At 63.0% G+C, this 20,630-nt stretch carries 17 protein-coding genes; 2 read left to right on the forward strand and 15 right to left on the reverse strand.

The window, feature by feature from the left end; genetic code table 11:
* Positions 1–5 precede the first annotated feature (5 nt).
* Genes NBH21_RS15610 through NBH21_RS15630 form a run of 5 tightly spaced genes read right to left on the reverse strand, consistent with a single transcriptional unit; the run spans position 6 to position 6,594 of the window.
* Positions 6–1,466, reverse strand: coding sequence for a form I ribulose bisphosphate carboxylase large subunit (locus tag NBH21_RS15610; protein WP_250915174.1), 1,461 nt, complete (start codon positions 1,464–1,466; stop codon positions 6–8).
* A 31-nt stretch (positions 1,467–1,497) separates the two neighbouring features.
* Entirely contained in the window at positions 1,498–2,577 is a 1,080-nt protein-coding gene (gene fba, locus NBH21_RS15615) for a class II fructose-bisphosphate aldolase (protein WP_250915175.1), read from the reverse strand.
* A 48-nt stretch (positions 2,578–2,625) separates the two neighbouring features.
* Positions 2,626–4,653, reverse strand: coding sequence for a transketolase (gene tkt, locus NBH21_RS15620; protein ID WP_250915176.1), 2,028 nt, complete (start codon positions 4,651–4,653; stop codon positions 2,626–2,628).
* An 11-nt stretch (positions 4,654–4,664) separates the two neighbouring features.
* Positions 4,665–5,534 carry a phosphoribulokinase gene (locus NBH21_RS15625; protein WP_250915177.1) on the reverse strand — a complete coding sequence of 290 codons (870 nt, stop codon included), beginning with the start codon at positions 5,532–5,534 and terminating at the stop codon, positions 4,665–4,667.
* Positions 5,535–5,544: 10 nt separating this feature from the next.
* A complete protein-coding gene (locus tag NBH21_RS15630; RefSeq protein WP_250915178.1) occupies positions 5,545–6,594 on the reverse strand; it encodes a class 1 fructose-bisphosphatase in 1,050 nt (349 codons plus the stop codon).
* A gap of 102 nt (positions 6,595–6,696) precedes the next feature.
* On the opposite strand from NBH21_RS15630, the gene NBH21_RS15635 reads away from it, so the two are divergent.
* The gene (locus tag NBH21_RS15635; protein WP_250915179.1) at positions 6,697–7,638 is read left to right on the forward strand and encodes a LysR family transcriptional regulator; all 942 of its coding nucleotides are present in this window, start codon (positions 6,697–6,699) and stop codon (positions 7,636–7,638) included.
* Between the two features lie 37 nt (positions 7,639–7,675).
* On the opposite strand, the gene NBH21_RS15640 is transcribed toward NBH21_RS15635, so the two are convergent.
* The 8 genes from NBH21_RS15640 to NBH21_RS15675 all read right to left on the reverse strand — a co-directional run bounded on the left by NBH21_RS15640 (position 7,676) and on the right by NBH21_RS15675 (position 18,287).
* The gene (locus NBH21_RS15640; RefSeq protein ID WP_250915180.1) at positions 7,676–7,903 is read right to left on the reverse strand and encodes a hypothetical protein; all 228 of its coding nucleotides are present in this window, start codon (positions 7,901–7,903) and stop codon (positions 7,676–7,678) included.
* A gap of 188 nt (positions 7,904–8,091) precedes the next feature.
* Positions 8,092–9,582: a siroheme synthase CysG gene (cysG, locus tag NBH21_RS15645; RefSeq protein WP_250915181.1), complete on the reverse strand. Its 1,491-nt coding sequence runs from the start codon at positions 9,580–9,582 to the stop codon at positions 8,092–8,094.
* On the reverse strand, positions 9,554–12,214 hold the full coding sequence (locus NBH21_RS15650) for a nitrate reductase (RefSeq protein WP_250915182.1): 2,661 nt from the start codon (positions 12,212–12,214) through the stop codon (positions 9,554–9,556). The genes cysG and NBH21_RS15650 overlap by 29 nt, the downstream gene beginning before the upstream one ends.
* A gap of 38 nt (positions 12,215–12,252) precedes the next feature.
* The gene (gene nirD, locus NBH21_RS15655) at positions 12,253–12,582 is read right to left on the reverse strand and encodes a nitrite reductase small subunit NirD (RefSeq protein WP_250915183.1); all 330 of its coding nucleotides are present in this window, start codon (positions 12,580–12,582) and stop codon (positions 12,253–12,255) included.
* A 163-nt stretch (positions 12,583–12,745) separates the two neighbouring features.
* A complete protein-coding gene (gene nirB / locus NBH21_RS15660) occupies positions 12,746–15,193 on the reverse strand; it encodes a nitrite reductase large subunit NirB (RefSeq protein WP_250915184.1) in 2,448 nt (815 codons plus the stop codon).
* A 5-nt stretch (positions 15,194–15,198) separates the two neighbouring features.
* Positions 15,199–15,996: an ABC transporter ATP-binding protein gene (locus tag NBH21_RS15665; RefSeq protein ID WP_113438857.1), complete on the reverse strand. Its 798-nt coding sequence runs from the start codon at positions 15,994–15,996 to the stop codon at positions 15,199–15,201.
* A gap of 13 nt (positions 15,997–16,009) precedes the next feature.
* The gene (gene ntrB / locus NBH21_RS15670; RefSeq protein ID WP_250915185.1) at positions 16,010–16,906 is read right to left on the reverse strand and encodes a nitrate ABC transporter permease; all 897 of its coding nucleotides are present in this window, start codon (positions 16,904–16,906) and stop codon (positions 16,010–16,012) included.
* Positions 16,907–16,988: 82 nt separating this feature from the next.
* Positions 16,989–18,287, reverse strand: coding sequence for a CmpA/NrtA family ABC transporter substrate-binding protein (locus NBH21_RS15675; RefSeq protein ID WP_250915186.1), 1,299 nt, complete (start codon positions 18,285–18,287; stop codon positions 16,989–16,991).
* Here NBH21_RS15675 and NBH21_RS15680 point away from each other — a divergent pair.
* Complete coding sequence (locus NBH21_RS15680; RefSeq protein ID WP_250915187.1) at positions 18,262–18,609, forward strand: hypothetical protein; 348 nt, start codon at positions 18,262–18,264, stop codon at positions 18,607–18,609. The genes NBH21_RS15675 and NBH21_RS15680 overlap by 26 nt on opposite strands.
* Before the next feature lie 32 nt (positions 18,610–18,641).
* Here NBH21_RS15680 and NBH21_RS15685 read toward each other — a convergent pair whose 3' ends face one another.
* Together NBH21_RS15685 and NBH21_RS15690 are read right to left on the reverse strand one after the other, a co-directional pair.
* Positions 18,642–19,925 carry a CmpA/NrtA family ABC transporter substrate-binding protein gene (locus NBH21_RS15685; protein WP_250915188.1) on the reverse strand — a complete coding sequence of 428 codons (1,284 nt, stop codon included), beginning with the start codon at positions 19,923–19,925 and terminating at the stop codon, positions 18,642–18,644.
* Positions 19,926–19,964: 39 nt separating this feature from the next.
* Positions 19,965–20,552, reverse strand: coding sequence for an ANTAR domain-containing response regulator (locus tag NBH21_RS15690; protein ID WP_250915498.1), 588 nt, complete (start codon positions 20,550–20,552; stop codon positions 19,965–19,967).
* Between the last annotated feature and the right edge of the window lie 78 nt (positions 20,553–20,630).

Consider the following 20,630-nt stretch of genomic DNA (forward strand, 5'->3'; position numbering starts at 1 on the left):
TTGCGTCAGGCCACGCTTACGCTCGGAACGAAGTCCGAGGTGTCGGTGGGGGTGTAGTTGAAGCTGATATTGCCCCAGGTATCGAGTGCGGCCTCGAGCGGCTTGCACCACTTGGCGGCGGCGCGCAGGATTTCCGGCCCTTCATTGGCAATATCGCGCCCCTCGTTGCGGGCGAGCACCATGGCTTCGAGCGCAACGCGGTTTGCGGTGGCGCCCGCCTGAATGCCCATCGGATGGCCGATGGTGCCGCCGCCGAACTGCAACACCACATCGTCGCCGAAGAGATCGAGCAGCTGGTGCATCTGGCCGGCATGGATGCCGCCCGAGGCGACCGGCATGACCTTCTTCAGGTCCGCCCAGTCCTGCTCGAAGAAGAGACCGCGCGGCAGGTCCACCTCGTTCTTCATCTCGCGGCAGACGTTGTAGTAGCCCTGCACGGTCGGCGGATCGCCTTCCAGCTTGCCGACGGCGGTGCCGGCATGGAGATGGTCGACGCCCGCAAGCCGCAGCCACTTGGCGATGACGCGGAAGGAAATCCCGTGGTTCTTCTGGCGGGTATAGGTGCCGTGTCCGGCCCGGTGCATATGCAGGATCATGTCGTTCTGGCGGCACCATTCGGACATGGACTGGATCGCGGTCCAGCCGATGATGAGGTCGACCATGACGATGACGGAACCGAGTTCCTTGGCGAATTCGGCGCGGCGGTACATTTCCTCCATCGTGCCGGCGGTGACGTTGAGGTAATGGCCCTTGACCTCGCCGGTCACGGCGGAGGCGTGGTTTACGGCCTCCATGCAGTAGAGGAAGCGGTCGCGCCAGTGCATGAAGGGCTGCGAGTTGATGTTCTCGTCGTCCTTCATGAAGTCAAGGCCGCCCTTGAGGCCTTCATAGACGACGCGGCCGTAGTTCTTGCCGGAGAGGCCGAGCTTCGGTTTGGTCGTCGCGCCGAGCAGCGGCTTGCCGAACTTGTCCAGTCGTTCGCGTTCCACGACGATGCCGGTCGGCGGTCCCTTGAAGGTCTTCACATAGGCGACGGGGAGCCGCATGTCCTCAAGGCGCGCGGCCTTCAGGGGCTTGAACGAGAAGACGTTGCCGATGATCGAGGCCGTCAGGTTGGCGATCGAGCCTTCCTCGAAAAGGATCAGATCGTAGGCGACGTAGCAGAAGTATTGTCCCGGCGTGCCGGGCACGGGATCGACCCTGTAGGCCTTGGCGCGGTACTGGTCGCAGGCCGTCAGCCTGTCGGTCCAGACGACGGTCCAGGTGGCAGTCGAGCTTTCGCCGGCAACCGCTGCGGCCGCCTCGATCGGATCGACGCCATCCTGCGGCGTGATGCGGAAGAGCGCGATGAGGTCGGTGTCCTTCGGCACGTAGTCGCCGTTCCAGTAGCCCATCTGCGCGTATTTCAGCACGCCCGCCCGGTAGCGTTCCTTGCCCTTGATTTCGGTCTTTGCATCGGCGTTCATGGCTCTGTCCTTTCTTGTTTTCGGTAGGGGATCAGGCGGCTTGCGACCGCGCCGTCTGGGGTTTCAGGCTTCCGCTGGCATAGCGTTTCGCCATGTGACTCATCGGGATGACCTTGATGCGGGAGGCGTTGCCCGCCGTCCCGAAGGCCTCGAAGCGCGCCTTGCAGACGGCGGCCATGGCATCCATCGCGGGTTTGAGGAATTTGCGCGGATCGAATTCGTCCCGGCGCGTATCGGCGACGCGGCGGAATTCCGCGGTCGCCGCAAGGCGGAGGTCGGTGTCGATATTGATCTTGCGGACGCCGAAGCGGATGCCGCGGACGATTTCTTCCACCGGTACGCCATAGGTCTCGCGCATCGCGCCGCCATGGGCGTTGAAGACTTCCTGCCACTCTTCGGGCACGGAGGAAGAGCCGTGCATGACGATGTGGGTGTCGGGCAGGCGGCGATGGATTTTCTCGATGACATCCATGGCCAGAACCTCGCCGGTCGGCTTGCGGGTGAACTTGTAGGCGCCGTGCGAGGTGCCGATTGCGACCGCGAGCGCATCGACGCCGGTCTCGGCGACGAAACGGGCGGCTTCGTCCGGGTCGGTCAGCAATTGCGAGCGGTCGAGCGCGCCTTCGAAGCCGTGGCCGTCTTCGGCTTCGCCATGCCCGGTTTCCAGCGAACCGAGGCAACCGAGTTCACCTTCCACCGAGACGCCGACCATGTGGGCGAGGCGGGCGACCTCGGCGGTGATCCCGGCGTTATAGGCGTAATCCGCTGGCGTCTTGGCGTCCTCCTTCAGCGAGCCGTCCATCATCACCGAGGTAAAACCGTGCTGGATCGCCGAAAGGCAGGTGGAAACGGTATTGCCGTGGTCCTGATGAATGCAGATCGGGATGTCGGGATACATCAGCTCCAGCGCTTCCATCATCTTGGCGAGCATGATGTCGTTGGCGTAGGACCGGGCGCCGCGCGAGGCCTGCAGGATGACGGGTGCATCGCAAACCTTGGCGGCCTCCAGAATGGCGAGCCCCTGTTCCATGTTGTTGATGTTGAAGGCGGGCACGCCGTAACCGCGCTCTGCGGCATGATCCAGCAATTGACGAAGCGTGATGCGGGCCATGTCAGGCCTCCTTTCCGGGTTGAACGTCGAATGAGGTTCCGTTGCGGGTCATCGCCGGCGCTCCTTCCGGCCTCGGCCGATGAGGTGCAGCGCTTCCGTCGCGACGTGCTCCGGGGTGATGCCGAAATGCCTGTAGAGCTCGCCGGCCGGAGCGGACGCTCCAAACCCCTGCATGCCGATGAAGGTGCCATGGGGGCCGATCCAACGATCCCAGCCGAGCCGTCCGGCGGCCTCGATGGCGATGCGCGGTGCGCCGCCCAGTATCCTTCTCTGGTAGGCGTCGGTCTGGGTCTCGAATTTTTCCCATGAGGGCATGGAAACGACCGCGGCCTCGACGCCGTTTTCGGCACGCAGCTTCTCGGCAGCCTGGACGGCGATCTCGACTTCCGAACCGGTGGCGAGCAGTGTGATGTCGCGCGGTCCCTGCGCTTCCCGCAGGACATAGGCTCCCCGTGCCGAGAGGTCTTCCTGGGTGTCCGTCGTGCGGAGCATGGGCAGGGCCTGCCGCGATAACGCGAGCGCGCTCGGGGTCGATTTTTCGGCGAGCGCCAGTTCCCAGCATTCGGCCGTCTCGATGATATCGGCGGGCCGGAAGACGTTGATGTTGGGCGTCGCCCTCAGCATGGCGAGATGCTCGACCGGCTGGTGGGTCGGTCCGTCCTCGCCGAGCCCGATGGAATCATGGGTCAGCACATAGACGACCGGCAGGCCCATGAGCGCGGAAAGGCGGATCGCGCCGCGGGCATAATCGGCAAACACAAGAAAGGTGCCGCCATAGGGAACGAAGCCGCCATGCAGGGCGATGCCGTTCATCGCCGCCGCCATGGCATGTTCGCGGATGCCGTAATGCAGGTAGCGGCCACGGAAGTTTGCGGCGGTGATGGCTTGTGTCTGTGATGTCATGGTGAGGTTGGAGCCGGTCAGGTCCGCGGAGCCGCCGATGGTCAGGTCGGTTGCGCCGTTGATGACTTCCAGCGCCATCTGGGAGGCCTGACGGGTCGCGACCTTGGTCGCCTTTTCCCGGTGCTCGTTGCGGAACCTCGCGAGCCGGCGTGCGGTTTCGGGGCCGATGTCCCTGTTGACGGTGCGCTCGTAGCGCGCCTTTGAGCGCGTAGCATCCCGCCGGATCTCCCAGGTTTCTCGCGCCGCACGTCCACGGACCGCCACGCCTTCCCATGCGGACTTGATCTCGTGCGGCACAAAGAATGGCGGGTGGGGCCAGTCGAGCTTTTCGCGGGTGGCGGTGATCTCCTTCTCGCCGAGGGCGGCCCCATGGGTCTTGTGGGAGCCTTCCATGCTGGCCGCACCCTTGCCGATCAGCGTGCGGCAGGCGATCAGCGAGGGCTTGCGGCTCTTGCGGGCGCGGTCGATGGCCTTGGCCACGGCTTCGGGATCGTGGCCATCGACGGCCTGAGCATTCCAGCCGGCAGCGCGAAAGCGCGCCAGCTGGTCCATCGACGTGGAAAGGGAGGTCGCCCCGTCGATGGAAATACGGTTGTCGTCCCAGAGCACGATGAGCTTGCGCAGCTTCAGGTGGCCGGCAAGGTCGATCGCCTCGTGGCTGATGCCTTCCTGAAGGCAACCGTCTCCGGCAACGACATAGGTGAAGTGATTGCAGAGCGACGAGCCGAAGCGGGCCGCCATCATCTGTTCTGCGATTGCCATGCCGACCGCAGTCGAAATGCCCTGCCCGAGCGGCCCGGTGGTCGTCTCGATGCCCAGCGCGTGGCCGTATTCGGGGTGGCCCGCCGTCTTCGCGCCGAACTGGCGGAAGAAGGAGAGTTCGGACATCGGCATGTCGGCAAAGCCGATCAGGTGATGGATCGCATAGAGCAGCATCGAGCCATGCCCCGCCGACAGCACGAAGCGGTCGCGGTCGGGCCAGTTCGGCATGGACGGATCGATCCGGATGAAGCGGTTGAACAGCACCGTCACCGCATCCGCCATGCCCATCGGCATGCCGGGGTGGCCGGAATTGGCTTTCTGTACGGCATCCATCGCCAGGAAACGGATGGCATTGGCCATATCCTTCTCGGCAATGGTGGCGGAACTGGCTGCTTTCTGGGAGATGTTCATGGTCGTCCTCCTCAAGACATGCGATGCTTGCGTTCGAGCAGTTTGTGGATGAGCGGCGTGAAAATGAGCTGCATGGCCAGATCGAGCTTGTCGCCGGGCACGACGATCGAATTGGCGCGCGACATGAAGCTGTTTTGCAGCATCGACAGCAGGTAGGGGAAATCGATCCCGCGCGGATTGGCGAAGCGGATCACCAGCATGGATTCAGCCGGTGTCGGGATCCACCGTGCGATGAACGGGTTGGACGTATCGACGATCGGCACCCGCTGGAAGTTGATGTCCGTCAGCGAAAATTGCGGGCAGATGTAATGCACATAGTCGGGCATGCGCCGGAGGATGGTGTCGGTCACGGCTTCGGTTGAATAGCCGCGGGTCGCCTTGTCGCGATGGATCTTCTGAATCCATTCGAGATTGATGACAGGCACCACGCCGATCTTCAGATCGCAGTGCTGGGCGAGATTGACATTTTCCGTGACTGCGCAGCCATGCAGTCCCTCGTAGAATAGAAGGTCGCTGTCGCGAAATTCCTCCCATTCGGTGAAGGTTCCGGGTGCCGTGCCGTATTTCGCGGCCTCGCCTTCGTCGTGGATATAGTGGCGGGTGCGCCCGACGCCACGGCGGCCATATTCCGAAAACACGCTTTCGAGGATTTCAAGTTCGTTGGCTTCCGCCGCGAAGTGGGTGAAATCGACGCCCTTGGCCTTTTCCTCGGCGATCTTCTTCTTCATCGCCTCACGATCATAGCGGTGGAAGGCATCGCCCTCGATGAAGGAAGCGGAGATATTTTCGCGCTTGAAAATCTTCTCGAAGGTGTCCTTGACGGTGGTGGTGCCGGCGCCGGACGAGCCCGTAATGGAAATGATCGGGTATTTTGCGGACATTCTTTTCTCCTCAGGCCCTAAACAGACCGCGCTTGCCGAACAGCGGCGCGCGCTCACCGATCATTGCGGGGTCCAGATGGTAGCGGGCGACGCGTGTCACCTCGCGGCGGGAGCCGAAGACCAGCGGCGTGCGCTGATGCAGGCTCTCCGGTTCGAGATCGAGAATGCGGGTGACGCTGTCTGTCGCGGCGCCTGAAGCGTTCTCGATGAGGAAGGCGATGGGGTTGGCTTCGTAGACGAGCCGCAGGCGGCCGTGAGAATAGCCTCTCCGGCCGTCCGAGGGATAAAGGAAGATGCCGCCGCGCACGAGGATGCGGTAGGCTTCCGTCACCAGCGAGGCGATCCAGCGCATGTTGAAGTCCCGCTCGCGCGGGCCTTCTGTACCGGCGAGGCAATCATCGACATAAAGCCGGATCGCTTCATCCCAATGGCGGTAGTTCGAGGTGTTGATGGCGAATTCGTGCGCGCGGTCCGGAATGGCAACAGACTTGTAGGCCTGCACGAAGCAGCCGAGCCGGCTCGAAAAAATGAAGATCTCGGTGCCCTTGCCGAGCGACAGGACCAGCGCTGTCTGCGGTCCGTAGATGAAGAAGCCGGCGGCAAGCTGCCGGTGTCCCGGCTGCAGGAAGGTCGCGGTTGCATCCGCCTCGGCATTCTTCAGGGCCGGCAGAATTGAAAAGATGGTGCCGATCGAGACGTTGGTGTCGATGTTCGACGAGCCGTCGAGCGGGTCGATGACAACCGCCAGACGGGCGGTGGGGTCGAGCAGGATCGGGTTTTCCAGTTCCTCCGAGGCGTAATAGGCCACCGGCGCTCCCTGCAAGCAGGACAGGAACAGATCGTCGCAGATGACGTCCAGTTCCTTCTGGATATCGCCGTCCGTGTTTGAGCTCTCGCGCAGCCCGTGGAAGGTGTCGTTGAGGGCGCCTTGCCCAACCAGCTTGCGGATTTCCAGTGCGGCCATCGCCAGCCGCTGGATGATTACGGCTACGTCGCGGCCTGTTTCGCCGCGTTCTGCCATGCATGAAACGAGGTAGGCCTCCAGTGTTGCGCCCGACATGATGTCTCCTCCCATCAACGGTCGAGAGCAGGATGAAGCAATCGGTAAGTTTGTAAAATTTATTATGTTGACTATCGAAGTTAAAAATATTTACTTTCTAATATGCGCAACGTATCCATCCGCCAGCTCCGCACGATCGAAGCCGTCTGCCGTCTGGGCAAGATCAATCTTGCCGCGGCCGAACTGGGGCTGACCGGACCTGCGCTGACGCTGCAGATCCAGCAACTCGAGCGGGATGCGGGCGTGGCACTCTTCGACCGGGGGCGGGAGGGCATGGTGCCGACCGGATTCGGCCTTGCGTTTCTGGAGGCGGCCCGTTCGGTGGAGGACAGTCTTTCGACGCTCGACGAATCCATCAGTGCGATGAAGGGCTTGCGCACAGGCAGACTGCGGCTGGGCGTGGTCTCGACGGGCAAGTATTTCGCCCCGCAACTGATTGCTGCCTTTCGCAAGCAGGCACCTTCGATCGAGATCAATCTCTTCATCGGCAATCGCGCCGAAATCATCCAGAAGCTTCGCGATCATGAGTTCGACATTGCGCTAATGGGGCGTCCGCCCAGGGATTTCGAGGTTCGCTCTCAGGTCTTCGGCGATCACCCGCTGGTCTTCATCGCCCCCGCCGATCACCCCCTGGCCGGCGTGTTGGATATCTCCCGCGAGCGTATCGCGGAGGAGCAGTTCCTCGTGCGCGAGAGAGGGTCGGGCACGCGGATATCGCTCGAAATCTTCCTGAGCGCCGTTCCCCGCCGTCTCGAGGAACTCGGGACGGAAATGGGCTCGAACGAAACCATCAAGCAGGCTGTGATTGCCGGGCTCGGCATTGCCTTCATCTCGGCCCATACCATCGAACAGGAGGTCAAGCTCGGCCGCCTCGTCATTCTCGACGTGGTGGACACACCGATCCGCCGCCAATGGTTCAGCGTGTCGCGGCGCGACCGGTCCTTCAACCCCGCCATGCAGGCTTTCGAGCGCTTTCTGTTGACGGAAGGAGCACGCCATCTGCCGGTGGTGGCAAAGCCTTATCCGGCAAACGCCTTCGGCTGATTACAGCATGCCGGTAAGGGGGCAGGGGCCCCGCGCTTCAGCCGGCTCCGAAAATGTCTTCGCTATGCGGTTGGATGGTCGAGGAAGTTGCCGCTACGGCTTCCAGCAATGAATCCATGATGGCCTTGCGAAGAGCGTAAGTATTGGCCGTCGTTTGCTTGCGATCCAGTCTTTGGGCTGCGGCGACCAGATTGACGCCTTGCTGCAACACGATCTGCTGTGCCCGATTTAACGCCCAGGCCTCAAGATTTGCTTGCTGATTCATCTCAGCTCCTGCGGCTAAGTCATAGACTTTGTCATTTGACCGATACGAATCGATCTTTAGTAGATAATATTATCTTGTTCTGATTTTCGAAATATCCATGAGACTTGCGCGAGGCTTTTCATCGTCTCGCCCAATTTTAGTCAGCTATATCGTTCTTCCGGTGTGTTCTTGCGGCGTGTCGAGAGGGATTACACGCGCCCTGCATGGGCGGGTGCCGGCAAGTCTGAGCGATCTGTGTTCCGGCGGCATGCTTGGAAGACCGGCCCGATGCCGATGAGAACCGGGTTCTCGTAGCCGATTTCGCTTATTCCCCGTTCGAGATCGTTCAGGCAACCTGCCCAGCTTCTCTGGCTGGAGCGGGTCACGGAACTTGCGACGACGACGGGCAAATCGGGCGCCATGCCCGCGTCGAGCAGGCGGCTGCGGATCTTGCCGGCCGTTCGCCCGCCCATGTAGAAGACCGTGGTCGTCTTCGGGTCGGCGAGGTTGCGCCAATCGAGGTCGGCGGGCAGATCCCCGCTGCGGGCATGGCCGGTGACGAAGCGGACTGCCTGGGCATGATCTCGGTGGGTCAAGGAGACCCCGAGGCTTGCCGCCATCGCGCTTGCGGCGGTGATGCCGGGCACGACATCGCAGGAGATACCGTGCCGTTCGAGGAAGGCGATCTCTTCACCGGCCCGGCCGAAGATCATCGGGTCGCCGGATTTCAGCCGCACTACCCGTTTGCCTGCCTTGGCGAGCGCCAGCATGGTATCGTTGATGTCCTCCTGCCGGCAGCTTTCGCGTCCGCCGCGTTTTCCCACCAGCATGCGCTTGGCTTCCCGTCGGGCAAGCTCCAGGACTTCGGCCGAAACCAGATCGTCGAACAGGATCGCATCGGCCGATTGAAGGGCGCGCACGGCTTTCAGGGTCAGGAGTTCGGCATCGCCCGGACCGGCTCCGACCAGGGTGACATGGCCGTGGGTCTGGTCGACGGCCAGCCGTTCGGCGTCGGCGAGCAGGGATTGGCCATCGCTCTCCTCCGGTGGGCGGTTGCCGGCGAAAGCGCGGTCGACGAAGCGTTCCCAGAAATTTCGGCGTGACTGCGGCGTTGTCAGAAGCGTGTTCGCCCTTTCTCGCAACGCCTGCGCCAGTTCCGCCCATGACTTCAGCGCAGGCGGCAGCAGCGTCTCGATGCGCCGGCGGATCGCCTGGGCGAGAATCGGGGCGGCGCCGTCCGTGGAAATCGCCACAACGACCGGCGAACGGTTGACGATGGAGCCGAACTGGAACTGGCAGAAATCGGGCTTGTCGATGACGTTGACGGGAACACCGGCCGCACGGGCGGCATCGTGAAAGGCCTGCGCCTCCTCTTGCGTTTCGCAGTCGGCGAGCGCGAGAGCCTTGCCCGTGAAGATGCCGGGATGCCAGGCATGGGGGTGGTGGATGATGGAGCGGACTGCTGTCTCATCGATCAGCGCCTTCATAGCCTCGCCCAACTCCTCATTCGGGCAATAGACATGCACTTCCGCTCCGCAGGCGGCCAGCAGCTCGGCCTTCCAGGCCGCACCGTCGGAGCCGCCGGCGACGATTGTCTGTTTTCCTGCAAGCGACCAGAAAACGGGAAGCTTGGCGAGCGGGGCGACACGCGCCGTCGTGGTCGGTTTCGGCTCACTCAGCCGCAGCGGCATGGCAGGCATCGATGATCCCCTTGATTTCTGCGCGGCAGGAACCGCAATTGGTGCCCGCGGAAAGTGCCTCGCCGACGGCTTCCACTGTCCGGCAACCGCCCTTTACCGCGGTAACGATCTGGTTCACGCCCACCGAGAAGCAGGAGCAGACGGTTGCGCCCGGATCGGGTCTGTCCGCCGCCGGCCGGCCGGCGATCACGGCAAAGCGCGTACGGGCATCCGAATGGCATTGCTGCAATTGCCCGACCGCCCACTGGCGGGAGACGGCAACCGGGGTTGTCGCGACGAAGAGAGCCAGCAGCAACCGCTCTTCGAGGAAATAGGCCAGCCTTGTAATGCCGGTGGCGCGGTCGCCGTATCCGATCAGTTCGGCTTTCGCGGGAAGCCTGAACCGGGCGCGGCACCAGCCGTCCCAATCTTCGGCGGGCTGTTGCCATGCGAGTTCCGTGCGCCAGCCGCCGGGCGCGCGGGCAAGGGCGAAGTAGGGCAGATCAAGCCCTTCCGGTCTGTTCGCGCTGATTGCGAACCCGTAGGCCGCTGCAGCAAAGCGCCTTGCCTGCACTGCGACATGTTTGGAGGCCGGCTGGCCGGAGACCGGGTCCGTCACCGGTGGCACCAGCGCATCGATACGGCCTTCCGCGGAGGTCTCCCCGGTCCAGTGCATCGGCACGAAAATCGAGCCCCGGGATTGCCGTCCGCTCAGCAGGGTGCGGACGATCACGCGGCTGCCCGTTTCGCTCGCCAACTCGACGAGATCCGCATCCCCTATGCCGAGGCCGCGCGCGTCGGCGGGGTGCATCTCCGCATAGGGTTCGGCGATATGGGCGGAGAGGCGGGCGCTCTTGCCGGTCCGCGTCATGGTGTGCCAGTGGTCGCGTACTCGGCCCGTGTTCAGCACCAGCGGAAAGTCGCTGCTCGTCCGCTGCGGCACATCGGGTGCAACGGGCACGAAGCGGGCCTTGCCGTCGGGATGAAAGAAGCGCCCCTCGGCGAAGAACCGCGTCGTCCGGGGGCCGGTGCCGGCGGGCTGGGGCCACTGGAATGGCGCGAGAGCGTCGAAGCCGGTCTCGTCGATTGCCGCATGCGCGCCGATGTCGAAGTCGCGGGCGCCGTCGTTTTCGAAGGCGGAAAGGGCGGCATGCTCGGCGAAGATCTCCGCCGCCGAACGGAAGGAAAAGGCCGCCTCAAAGCCCATGCGGCGGGCGACCTCGGCAATCTGCCACCAGTCCGGCCGGGCCTCGCCGGGGGCCGGCAGGAAGGGCCGCTGCCGGGAGATGCGGCGCTCGGAATTCGTCACCGTGCCGGATTTTTCGCCCCAGCCGGTGGCGGGCAGCAGAACATGGGCCAGCCTCGCCGTGTCGGTCTCCTTCACGATGTCGGATACGACGACGAAGGGACAGGCTTCAATGGCCGCCTTCACCCGGTCGGCGTCCGGCATGGAAACCACCGGGTTCGTCGACATGATCCACAGCGCCTTGATGCGGCCGTCAGCGACCGCCTCGAACATGTCGATTGCCTTCAGCCCCGGCTTGTCGGCAATGGTAGGCGCGTTCCAGAAGCGTTGCACGCGGTCGCGATGCTGAGGATTCTCAATGGCCATGTGGGCGGCAAGCATATTGGCGAGACCGCCGACCTCGCGGCCTCCCATGGCATTCGGCTGGCCGGTCAGCGAGAAAGGTCCCATGCCGGGCCGACCGATCCGGCCGGTCGCCAGATGGCAGTTGATGATGGCGTTGACCTTGTCCGTGCCGATCGAGGACTGGTTGACACCCTGGCTGTAGCAGGTAACGACCTTCTCCGTCCGTTCGAAAAGGCCGAAGAACTGGCGCAGTTCGCTGGCGCCAAGGCCCGTGTTGTAGATCAGTCCGGCAAAGCTCAGGGCGCTTGCAGCGGCGAAGGCGTCCGCGAAACCTGTCGTATGGGCGGCAAGGTAATTCTCGTCGATCGCCGTGCTCTTCGCCAGATGGGCGAGCAGGCCGTTGAAGAGCGCCACGTCGCCGTCGGGGCGAATGGAAAGATGCAGATCGGCGATGTCGGAGGTTGCCGTGCGGCGCGGGTCGATGACGACGACCTTCATGCCGGGTCGGGCTGCCTTGGCGGCGGCAAGCCGCTGGTAGAGCACCGGGTGGCACCAGCCCATGTTGGAGCCGACCAGCACGACGAGATCGGCGAGTTCCAGATCCTCATAGGTTCCAGGCACCGTGTCGGCCCCGAAGGCCCTGCGGTGGCCGGCCACCGACGAGGCCATGCAGAGCCTGGAATTGGTGTCGATGTTGGCCGAGCCGATGAAGCCCTTCATCAGCTTGTTGGCGACGTAGTAGTCTTCGGTGAGCAACTGACCGGAGACATAGAAGGCGACGGCATCCGGGCCATGTGTGGCGATGGTCTGCGCGAAGGTGCGGGCCACCATGTCGAGGGCCTTGTCCCAGGTGGTGCGCTCGCCCGTGATTTCCGGGTAAAGCGCGCGCCCCTCCAGATCGAGTGTTTCGGCGAGCGCCGATCCCTTGGAACACAAGCGGCCGAAATTGGCCGGGTGATCCGGATCGCCTTTCACAGAGACGGCGCCTTCGTCGCTGACGGTTGCGATTACCCCGCAGCCGACGCCGCAATAGGGACAGGTGGTTCTCGTTTCAGTGGACATGAAACCTCCCGAATGCGTCGGCCGCGAGCCTCATTTCGTCACTCCGCCGCCTGAAGCAGGCTTTCGAGCATGATCGATAGGTGTCCATCCTCGTTGCGCAACGAAATGGTCCTGACCTCTCCCTCGTCGGCGCCGAGTGCCTTGCCGCTTTCCAGCGAGATCACCCAGTTATGCAGCGGGCAGGTCACGGCCCTGCCGTGGACGATACCCTGCGAGAGCGGACCTCCCTTGTGGGGGCAATGATCCTCGATGGCGAAAACCTCGTTTTCGGCCGTGCGGAAGACGGCGATCTTGCCTTCCGGCGTCTTCACGCAGCGAGCGCCGCGGAGCGGAATGTCGTCGATATGGCCGATGGATATCCAGTTCATGGGTGTACTCCTTCTGGGTGTTTAAGCCCCTCCCCAACCCCTCCCCGCAAGGGTGAGGGGCTTGCCGGTCCCACCTGCGCCTCCCGATTGTCGCAACAGGTGACTGCAAGTGGTCTCCCCCTTGTGTGGGGGAGATGGCCGGCAGGCCAGAGGGGCGTTTCCTCTATTCCGCCGCCTGACTGAACCCGACCGTCGCCATGGGCTTGAACTCGTGCTTGTCCTTGCCGGAAACGCGCTCCGACCACGGGTCGACCTGGGCGAATTTTTGCGAGAAGACGAAGCGGTCGAAATAGGCCCGGCGCTTGTCGTGATCCTCCATGATCTGGCGGCGGATCTCGTCGGTGCCGATGCGTTTTGCCCATTTGTAGATGCGCTCGAGATAGCGGGCCTGCTCGCGATACATCTGGGTCAGCGCCACGATATGTTCGAGCGCCTCGTCCTCGCTCTTCACGAGGCCGAGCACCTCCGTGCCCTTGATGTCGAGGCCCGCGGCACCGGCGAAGTGGATCTCGAAGCCGCTATCGACGCAGATGACACCGATGTCCTTGCAGGTCGCTTCCGCGCAGTTGCGCGGGCAGCCGGAGACGGCGAGCTTCAACTTGGCCGGCGTCCACGAACCCCACATGAACTTCTCGATGCGGATGCCGAGGCCGGTCGAATCCTGCGTGCCGAAGCGACACCATTGCTCGCCGACGCAGGTCTTCACCGTGCGAAGGCCCTTGGCGTAGGCCTGGCCTGAGATGAAGCCGGCCTTGCCGAGATCGGCCCACACCGCCGGCAGGTCTTCCTTGTGGATGCCGAGCAGGTCGATGCGCTGGCCGCCGGTGACCTTGACCATGGGGATGTCGAATTTGTCGACCACATCGGCGATGGCGCGCAGTTCCGAGGAACTGGTGACGCCGCCCCACATGCGCGGCACGACGGAGTAGGTGCCGTCCTTCTGGATGTTGGCGTGCACGCGCTCGTTGATGAAACGCGACTGGTAGTCGTCGGCATATTCGTCCGGCCAGTCGCAGACGAGGTAATAGTTCAGAGCCGGCCGGCATTTGGCGCAGCCGCAGGAGGTCTTCCATTCCAGTTCCTGCATCACGGCCGGAATGGTCTTCAGACCTTTCGCCTTGATGAGGCGGCGCACGTCGTCATGGCCAAGTTCGGTGCAGGTGCACATGGGCGTGACTGCGGCCGGATTATAGGCGTCGCCCAGCGTCAGTGACATCAGCTGCTCGACAAGGCCGGTGCAGTTGCCGCAGGAGGCGGATGCCTTGGTATGCGCCCTGACACCGTCCAGCGTCGTCAGTCCCTTGCCGGTGATGGTGGAAACGATCTTGCCCTTGCAGACGCCGTTGCAGCCGCAGATTTCCGCATCATCCGGCAAGGCTGCAACGGCCGCCATAGGGTCCAGCGCGGCACCCCCCTGGTAGGCCTGACCGAAGATCAGCGTCTCGCGCATCTCGGAAATGTCGGTGCCCTTCTTCATCAGGTCGAAGAACCAGGAACCGTCCGCCGTCTCGCCGTAGAGCACGGCACCGATGATGCGGTTTTCCTTGAGGACGAGGCGCTTGTAGACGCCCGCGGCGGCATCGCGCAGCACGATTTCCTGCCGGTCCGGAGCCTCGGCGAAATCGCCTGCCGAAAACAGGTTGATGCCGGTGACCTTGAGCTTCGTGTTGGTGACGGAGCCGTGATATTCGGCACTGCCGCCCGTCAGCCGGTCGGCCAGCACCTTTGCGCTTTCATAGAGCGGGGCGACGAGCCCGTAGCAGATACCGCGATGCTCGGCGCATTCGCCGAGCGCGAAGATCGAGGCATCCGAGGTCATCATGCCGTCGTCGACGACGATGCCCCTGTTGACGGCAAGGCCGGCGTCCTTGGCAAGCTGCGAAGCCGGACGAATGCCGACGGCCATGACGACCATGTCGCCATCGATAACGCGACCGTCCTCCAGCTCGATGCCCTCGACCTTGTCGGCGCCGAGGATCTGCTTGGTATTGGCCTTGGTGATGATGTCGATGCCGCGTTCGTTGAGCGCCTTTTCCAGGAGGTAGGCCGCGGCGGGATCGAGCTGGCGCTCCATGATGGTTGGCATCAGGTGGATAACGGTGACATCCATGCCCTGCCGTTTCAGGCCGTAGGCTGCCTCAAGTCCCAGCAGGCCGGCGCCGATGACGATGGCGCGCCCCTTGCCCTCGGCGATCTTCAGCATGTTTTCGACGTCGTCGAGATCGCGGTATGGCAGCACGCCCGGCAGTTGATGTCCGGGAACCGGGATGATGAAGGGCAGCGAACCCGTGGCGATTACCAGCTTGTCGTAAGCCGCCGTGATGCCATTCGCCGAGGTGACGGTCTTTGCATGGCGGTCGATCCCGGTGACTTTCGCGCCCTTGTGCAGCGTCACGTTATGGGCGGCGTACCAGTCGTCGTTATGGATGACGATGTTCTCATAGCTCTTCTCGCCGGAAAGCACCGGAGAGAGCATGATGCGGTCGTAATTGACGCGCGGCTCGGCGTTGAAGATCGTGACTTCGTAGAGGCCCGGCGCTTTTTCGAAGAGCTCTTCCAGCATCCGGCCGGGGGCCATGCCGTTGCCGATGATGACGAGTTTTTCCGCCATAGTCATTACTCCGCGGCTTCTACGAAGCGGTGACGTTCGTAGAGGAACTTCAGCACGGCTTCGCGGCTTTTGAGGTAGGTGCGGTCTGAGGCGAGCGCGATGCGGTCGCGCGGGCGCGGGATCGGGACTTCCAGAACTTCGCCGATGCGTGCAGCGGGACCGTTGGTCATCATGACGATCCGGTCGGAGAGCAGGACGGCCTCGTCCACGTCATGGGTAATCATGATCATGGTGTTGCCGAGCCTCGCGTGGATCTCCATCACTGCGTCCTGAAGGTGCGCGCGGGTGAGCGCGTCGAGCGCGCCGAAGGGCTCGTCGAGCAAGAGGATCTTCGGTTCCATGGCAAGCGCCCGGGCAATGCCGACGCGCTGCTTCATGCCGCCGGAGATTTCGGAAGGGCGCTTGTCCCTAGCATGGGCCATCTGCACGAGGTCGAGATTGCGCATCACCCATTCGTGCTTTTCGGCTTTGCTCTTCCGGCCGGCGAAGACCTTGGACACAGCGAGGTTGACGTTTTCGTAGACGGAAAGCCAGGGCAGCAGCGAGTGGTTTTGGAAGACCACGGCGCGTTCGGGGCCGGGCTCGTTCACCTCGGCGTTTTCGAGCAGCACGGCGCCGCTCGAAACGCGGGTCAGGCCGGCGATCAGGTTCAAAAGCGTGGACTTGCCGCAGCCGGAATGGCCGATGATCGAAACGAACTCGCCCTTGTCGATGGTCAGCGTGACGTCTTTCAGCACTTCGGTCTTCGTGCCGCCGCGTTCGAAGCTTTTGTCGATATGGTCGATCTTGAGATAGGCGTTCATGGGTGTCGTCTCCTCAGTTGGCGGCCGTGCCGCGGGTGACGACGCTGCCAAGGAGGGCGACCAGCTTGTCGAGGACGAAGCCGGTCACGCCGATATAGGCGAGCGCCACGATGATGTCGGAGAGCCGGGACGAGTTCCACGCATCCCAGATGAAGAAGCCGATGCCGACGCCGCCGGTCAGCATTTCTGCGGCGACGATGGCGAGCCAGGACAGACCGACGCCGATCCGCAGACCGGTGAAGATGTAGGGAGCCGCCGCCGGGATCATGATGCGGATGAAGAATTCGAGCGGGTTGAGGCGCAGCACGCGGGCGATGTTGCGATAGTCGTCCGGGATATTGCGGACACCAACGGCGGTGTTGATGATGACGGGCCAGATCGAGGTGATGAAGATCACGAAAATCGCTGACGGGTTCGAATTCTGGAAGGCTGCAAGCGACAGCGGCAACCAGGCGAGCGGCGGCACGGTGCGCAGAATCTGGAAGATCGGATCGAGGCCGCGCATTGCCCAGACCGACTGGCCGACGATGGCGCCAAGCACGACGCCGGCGACTGCCGCGAGGCCGAAGCCGATCGCCACGCGCTGCAACGAGACCAGCACGCGCCAGGCAAGGCCAATGTCCTGCGAACCGTAATCGAAGAAGGGATAGGCGATCAGGTCGAAGCTGTCGGCCCAGACCTGGCTCGGCGGCGGCAGCGTCGCGCCCGGATGGGAACAGGTGACCTGCCAGATGCCGAGCAGGACCAGCAGGACGACGAGCGGCGGCAGGACATTGCGCAGCATCGTCATGCCGATGCGCTTCAGGTCAAGCTTCGCGGCGGGGCGTCGTGCCATCTGTACGACGGTGCCGCTGGTGGTCGCGGGAATGGCCGTCGTGGAAGTGTCAGTCTTGAGGGCGGTTACTGTCATGGTTCGGTCCTCTTCTGGACGGTGTCGGTCGTATCGATGAAACCCCTCCCCGACCCCTCGTCGGACGGGGAGGGGTAAACCCTCAGGCTCCTGCCTTGATCGTCAGGCTTTCGAGATAGGCCTTGGGGTTTTCCGGATCGAAGACCTTGCCGTCGAAGAAGGTCTCCGGACCGCGCGAGGTCGAAGCGGGAATATCGGCCTCGGCAACGCCGAGATCCTTTGCGGCGGAACGCCAGATGTCCTCGCGGTTCACCTTGTCGATCAGCGCTTTGGTGTCCGTGTCGGGCGCGAACTTGCCCCAGCGGATGTTCTCGGTGAGGAACCACAGGTCATGGCTCTTGAACGGGTAGGAGGCATGGTCCTTCCAGAACTTCATTTCGAGGCCGGTGTTTTCCGCGACGCGGCCATTGCCGTAGTTGATGTTGCCCTTGAGGCGACCGAGCACATCCTTCGGCGGCACGTTGAACCACTGGCGCTTGCCGAGGATCGTCGCCATCTCCTCCTTGTTGTCCATGCTGTCGGCCCATATCTGGGCTTCCATCACCGCCATCATCAGGGCCTTGGCGGCGTTGGGGTTCTTCTCGATCCATTCTGAGCGCATCGAGAATGCTTTCTCCGGATGGCCCTTCCACAGTTCGCCGGTGGTACAGGCGGTAAAGCCGATACCCTGATTGACGAGCTGCTCGTTCCACGGCTCGCCGACACAGAAGGCATCCATGTTGCTGACCTTCATGTTGGCGACCATCTGCGGCGGCGGAACGACGATGGTGGAGACGTCCTTGTCCGGATCGATGCCGCCGGCGGCGAGCCAGTAGCGGAGCCAGAGGTCATGGGTGCCGCCGGGGAAGGTCATGGCCACCTTGATTTCCTTGCCTTCGGCCTTCTTCGCGGCGAAGATCTCCTTGAGCTTGGAGGAATCCAGGCCGACGCCGGTTTCCGCATATTCGCTGGCGACCGAGATGCCCTGGCTGTCGAGGTTCAGGCGGGCGAGGATCGACATGGGCACCGGAACGTTGTTCTGGATGACCTTGCCGGTTTCCATGAGATAGGGCATCGGGGTGAGGATATGCGCGCCGTCGATGCCGTTTGCTGCGCCGCCGAGTACGAGGTTATCGCGGGTGGCGCCCCAGGATGCCTGCTTCGCCACCTCGACATCCGGCAGGCCATGCTTTTCGAAGAGGCCCTTCTCCTTGGCGATGATCAGGGGAGCGGCGTCGGTGAGCGCGATGAAGCCGAGCTTGGCGCCCGTGACTTCGGGGGCTGCGGTCGCGGCGAAGGCGCCGGACGGGAAGGCGGTGCGCACGGCGCTGATGAGTGCGGCGGCGGCGGTGGTCTTCAGAATGGTACGGCGGCTGATGCTTGATCCTGTGGTCTTCGTCATGGCTGTCCCCTTGCAGTTGGCGGAAATCCGGAAACAAAAAAACGCCGCATGGGATCTGCGCCTTCAGGACCTGAAAAGCCTGGGCAGCAAAAACCTTGCGACGTCGATGTCTGATGGTTGTGCGCTCTGTCAGCGCTCATCTGCTTTCCGGTCGCCGTTGACCGGTGCAAAAATTAGAAAGCAAGCACCGTGCCAGTTTTCGGCGATGCTAATTAAGATTATGAATTTTCGTTTGAATTTCGATTTTGGCTTGGTGCCTGCTTCTTTTGATCGAAAAACAGGCTTGCTTAAAGATTGTGCGAATGCGCTATTCCGGCGCTGAATTTCGCCAGCGCGTTGTGCACTGCGTTGCGATCAGGCTTCGTGCTGAGCCGTATCTGGGCGTCCGCTGGAGCGCACCGCAAAGCCCTCGATATAGCCGGGAATGCCGGTCGGATCGAAGACATGCCCATCCATGAAGCGGTCTTCCGGAGCCGCACCTTCGGTGCGGATATCGGCGTCCGTCGGCAGTCCCGCATTGCCTAGCGCTGCCCGGTAAAGGTCGGGCCGGAAGGCAGATGCGGCAGCCTTGGTGCCGGCCTCGCTGTATTCGGCCTGTCCCCAGCGGATCATTTGGCTGTAGATCCACAGCGCCTGGCTTGGCCGGGGGTAATTGGCGTGTTCTTTGTGGAAGAGGAAATAGTCCGGAATGACCCGGACGTTACCCTTGGCGTCGAGGCTGAATTCGCCGGACAGGACGCGCCGGATGATATTGACGGGCGCTGCGATGAAGCGCGGGCCGGCCAGCAGTTCGGCAAGCGCGTCGTGGTTTTCAGGGGCATCGCACCAGCGGGCCGCCGCATCGAGCGCGACGATGAGGCGCGACACCGTTTCCGGATGGCCTTCTGCCCATTCCGGCCGCATGCCGATCACCTTTTCCGGTGCGGAGGGCCAGATATCCTGCTTGGCAGCGACGATGCGGCCGACACCCCGTTCCGAGGCGACCATGTTCCACGGCGCGCCGACGCAGAAGCCGTCGATGGCGCCCGCGGCCAGCGCGTCGGAGGTCAGGGGCGGCGGGACGACAACGAGCTTGACATCTTCGTCCGGATCGATGCCGCCCGCTGCCAGCCAGTAACGGAATTCATAGTTGTGGGACGAAAACGGATAGGTCATGCCGAGCGTCGGCAGGGGCTCTCCACGCGTTCTCATGTCCGAGAGCACTCGGGCGAGCGCACGGGCATTGTCGAGGGCGCTTGCCGTTTCCGTCAGGTCTGCCGCTGCCTGCATCCGTTCGTAAAGCCGCAGAGAGAGGGTAATGGCATTGCCGCCCCGTCCCAACGAAAAGGGCGCAATCGTCGGCGATGGATTGGAGCCTAGTCCCAGCATGGAGGCGACCGGCATGGGCGAGAGCATGTGGGCGATGTCGAACTGGCGGAAGGCGAGGCGATCGCGGACGTTTGCCCAGGAAACGTCACGCACCAGATCGAGGTGCAGACCTTCCTTTTCGGCAAAGCCGCATTCGGCGGCAGCGATCAGGATCGAGGCGTCCATCAGCGGGATGAAGCCGGCACGGAGCGTTTTCGGTTCGCTCGCATTGCCGATTGCAGGAGCGGGCCGTCCCGCCTTGATGTCTGCCGTTTTCGTCATCTCATTCACTCCGGTTCCTCCGGGCGGCGGCCTTCGTCGAGGCCGGCATCACATCAGGAGACCCGCCGCGGTCACCACGCTCTGGGCGATCTCGGCAAGCTTCTTCTTCTCGTTCATGGCCGTCTGGCGCAGCAGCGCGAAAGCTTCCTCTTCCGACAGTCCGCGCATCTTCATCATGATACCCTTGGCGCGCTCGATCACCTTGCGCTCTTCCAATGCGCTCCTGGCATCGGCCAGTTCCCGCTGCAGGCGGCTGAAGGCGTTGAAGCGGCTGACCGCCATGTCGAGGATCGGCTTCACCCGCTCCTTCTTCAGGCCATCGACGATATAGGCCGAGACGCCGGCGTCCACCGCAGCCTCAATCGAGGCTGTGTCGGATCGGTCGACGAACATCGCAATCGGACGGCTCACCGTCCGCGTCAGCTGGAAAAGATGTTCCATCATGTCGCGATTGGGGCTCTCGATATCGATGATGATCACATCGGGCTGCAGCGTCTCGATGATCCGGGCGATCCCGTTTACCTCGTGCACGACGGTGACATGCTCGTGCCCCGCCTCGCGCAGGCCCTCTTCGATTATGGAGGCGCGGATGGCGTTTTCGTCGATCACGAGAATGGTGAGATCGGGATGCGTCATGGGGTCATAGATGACGCAGTGCGGAAAACTTGGCAAGCGGAATGCTTAAAACATGCGCTTGCTATTCGCTTGCATAAA

The sequence above is a fragment of the Ciceribacter sichuanensis genome (assembly GCF_024055605.1).
Lineage (GTDB): Bacteria > Pseudomonadota > Alphaproteobacteria > Rhizobiales > Rhizobiaceae > Allorhizobium > Allorhizobium sichuanense.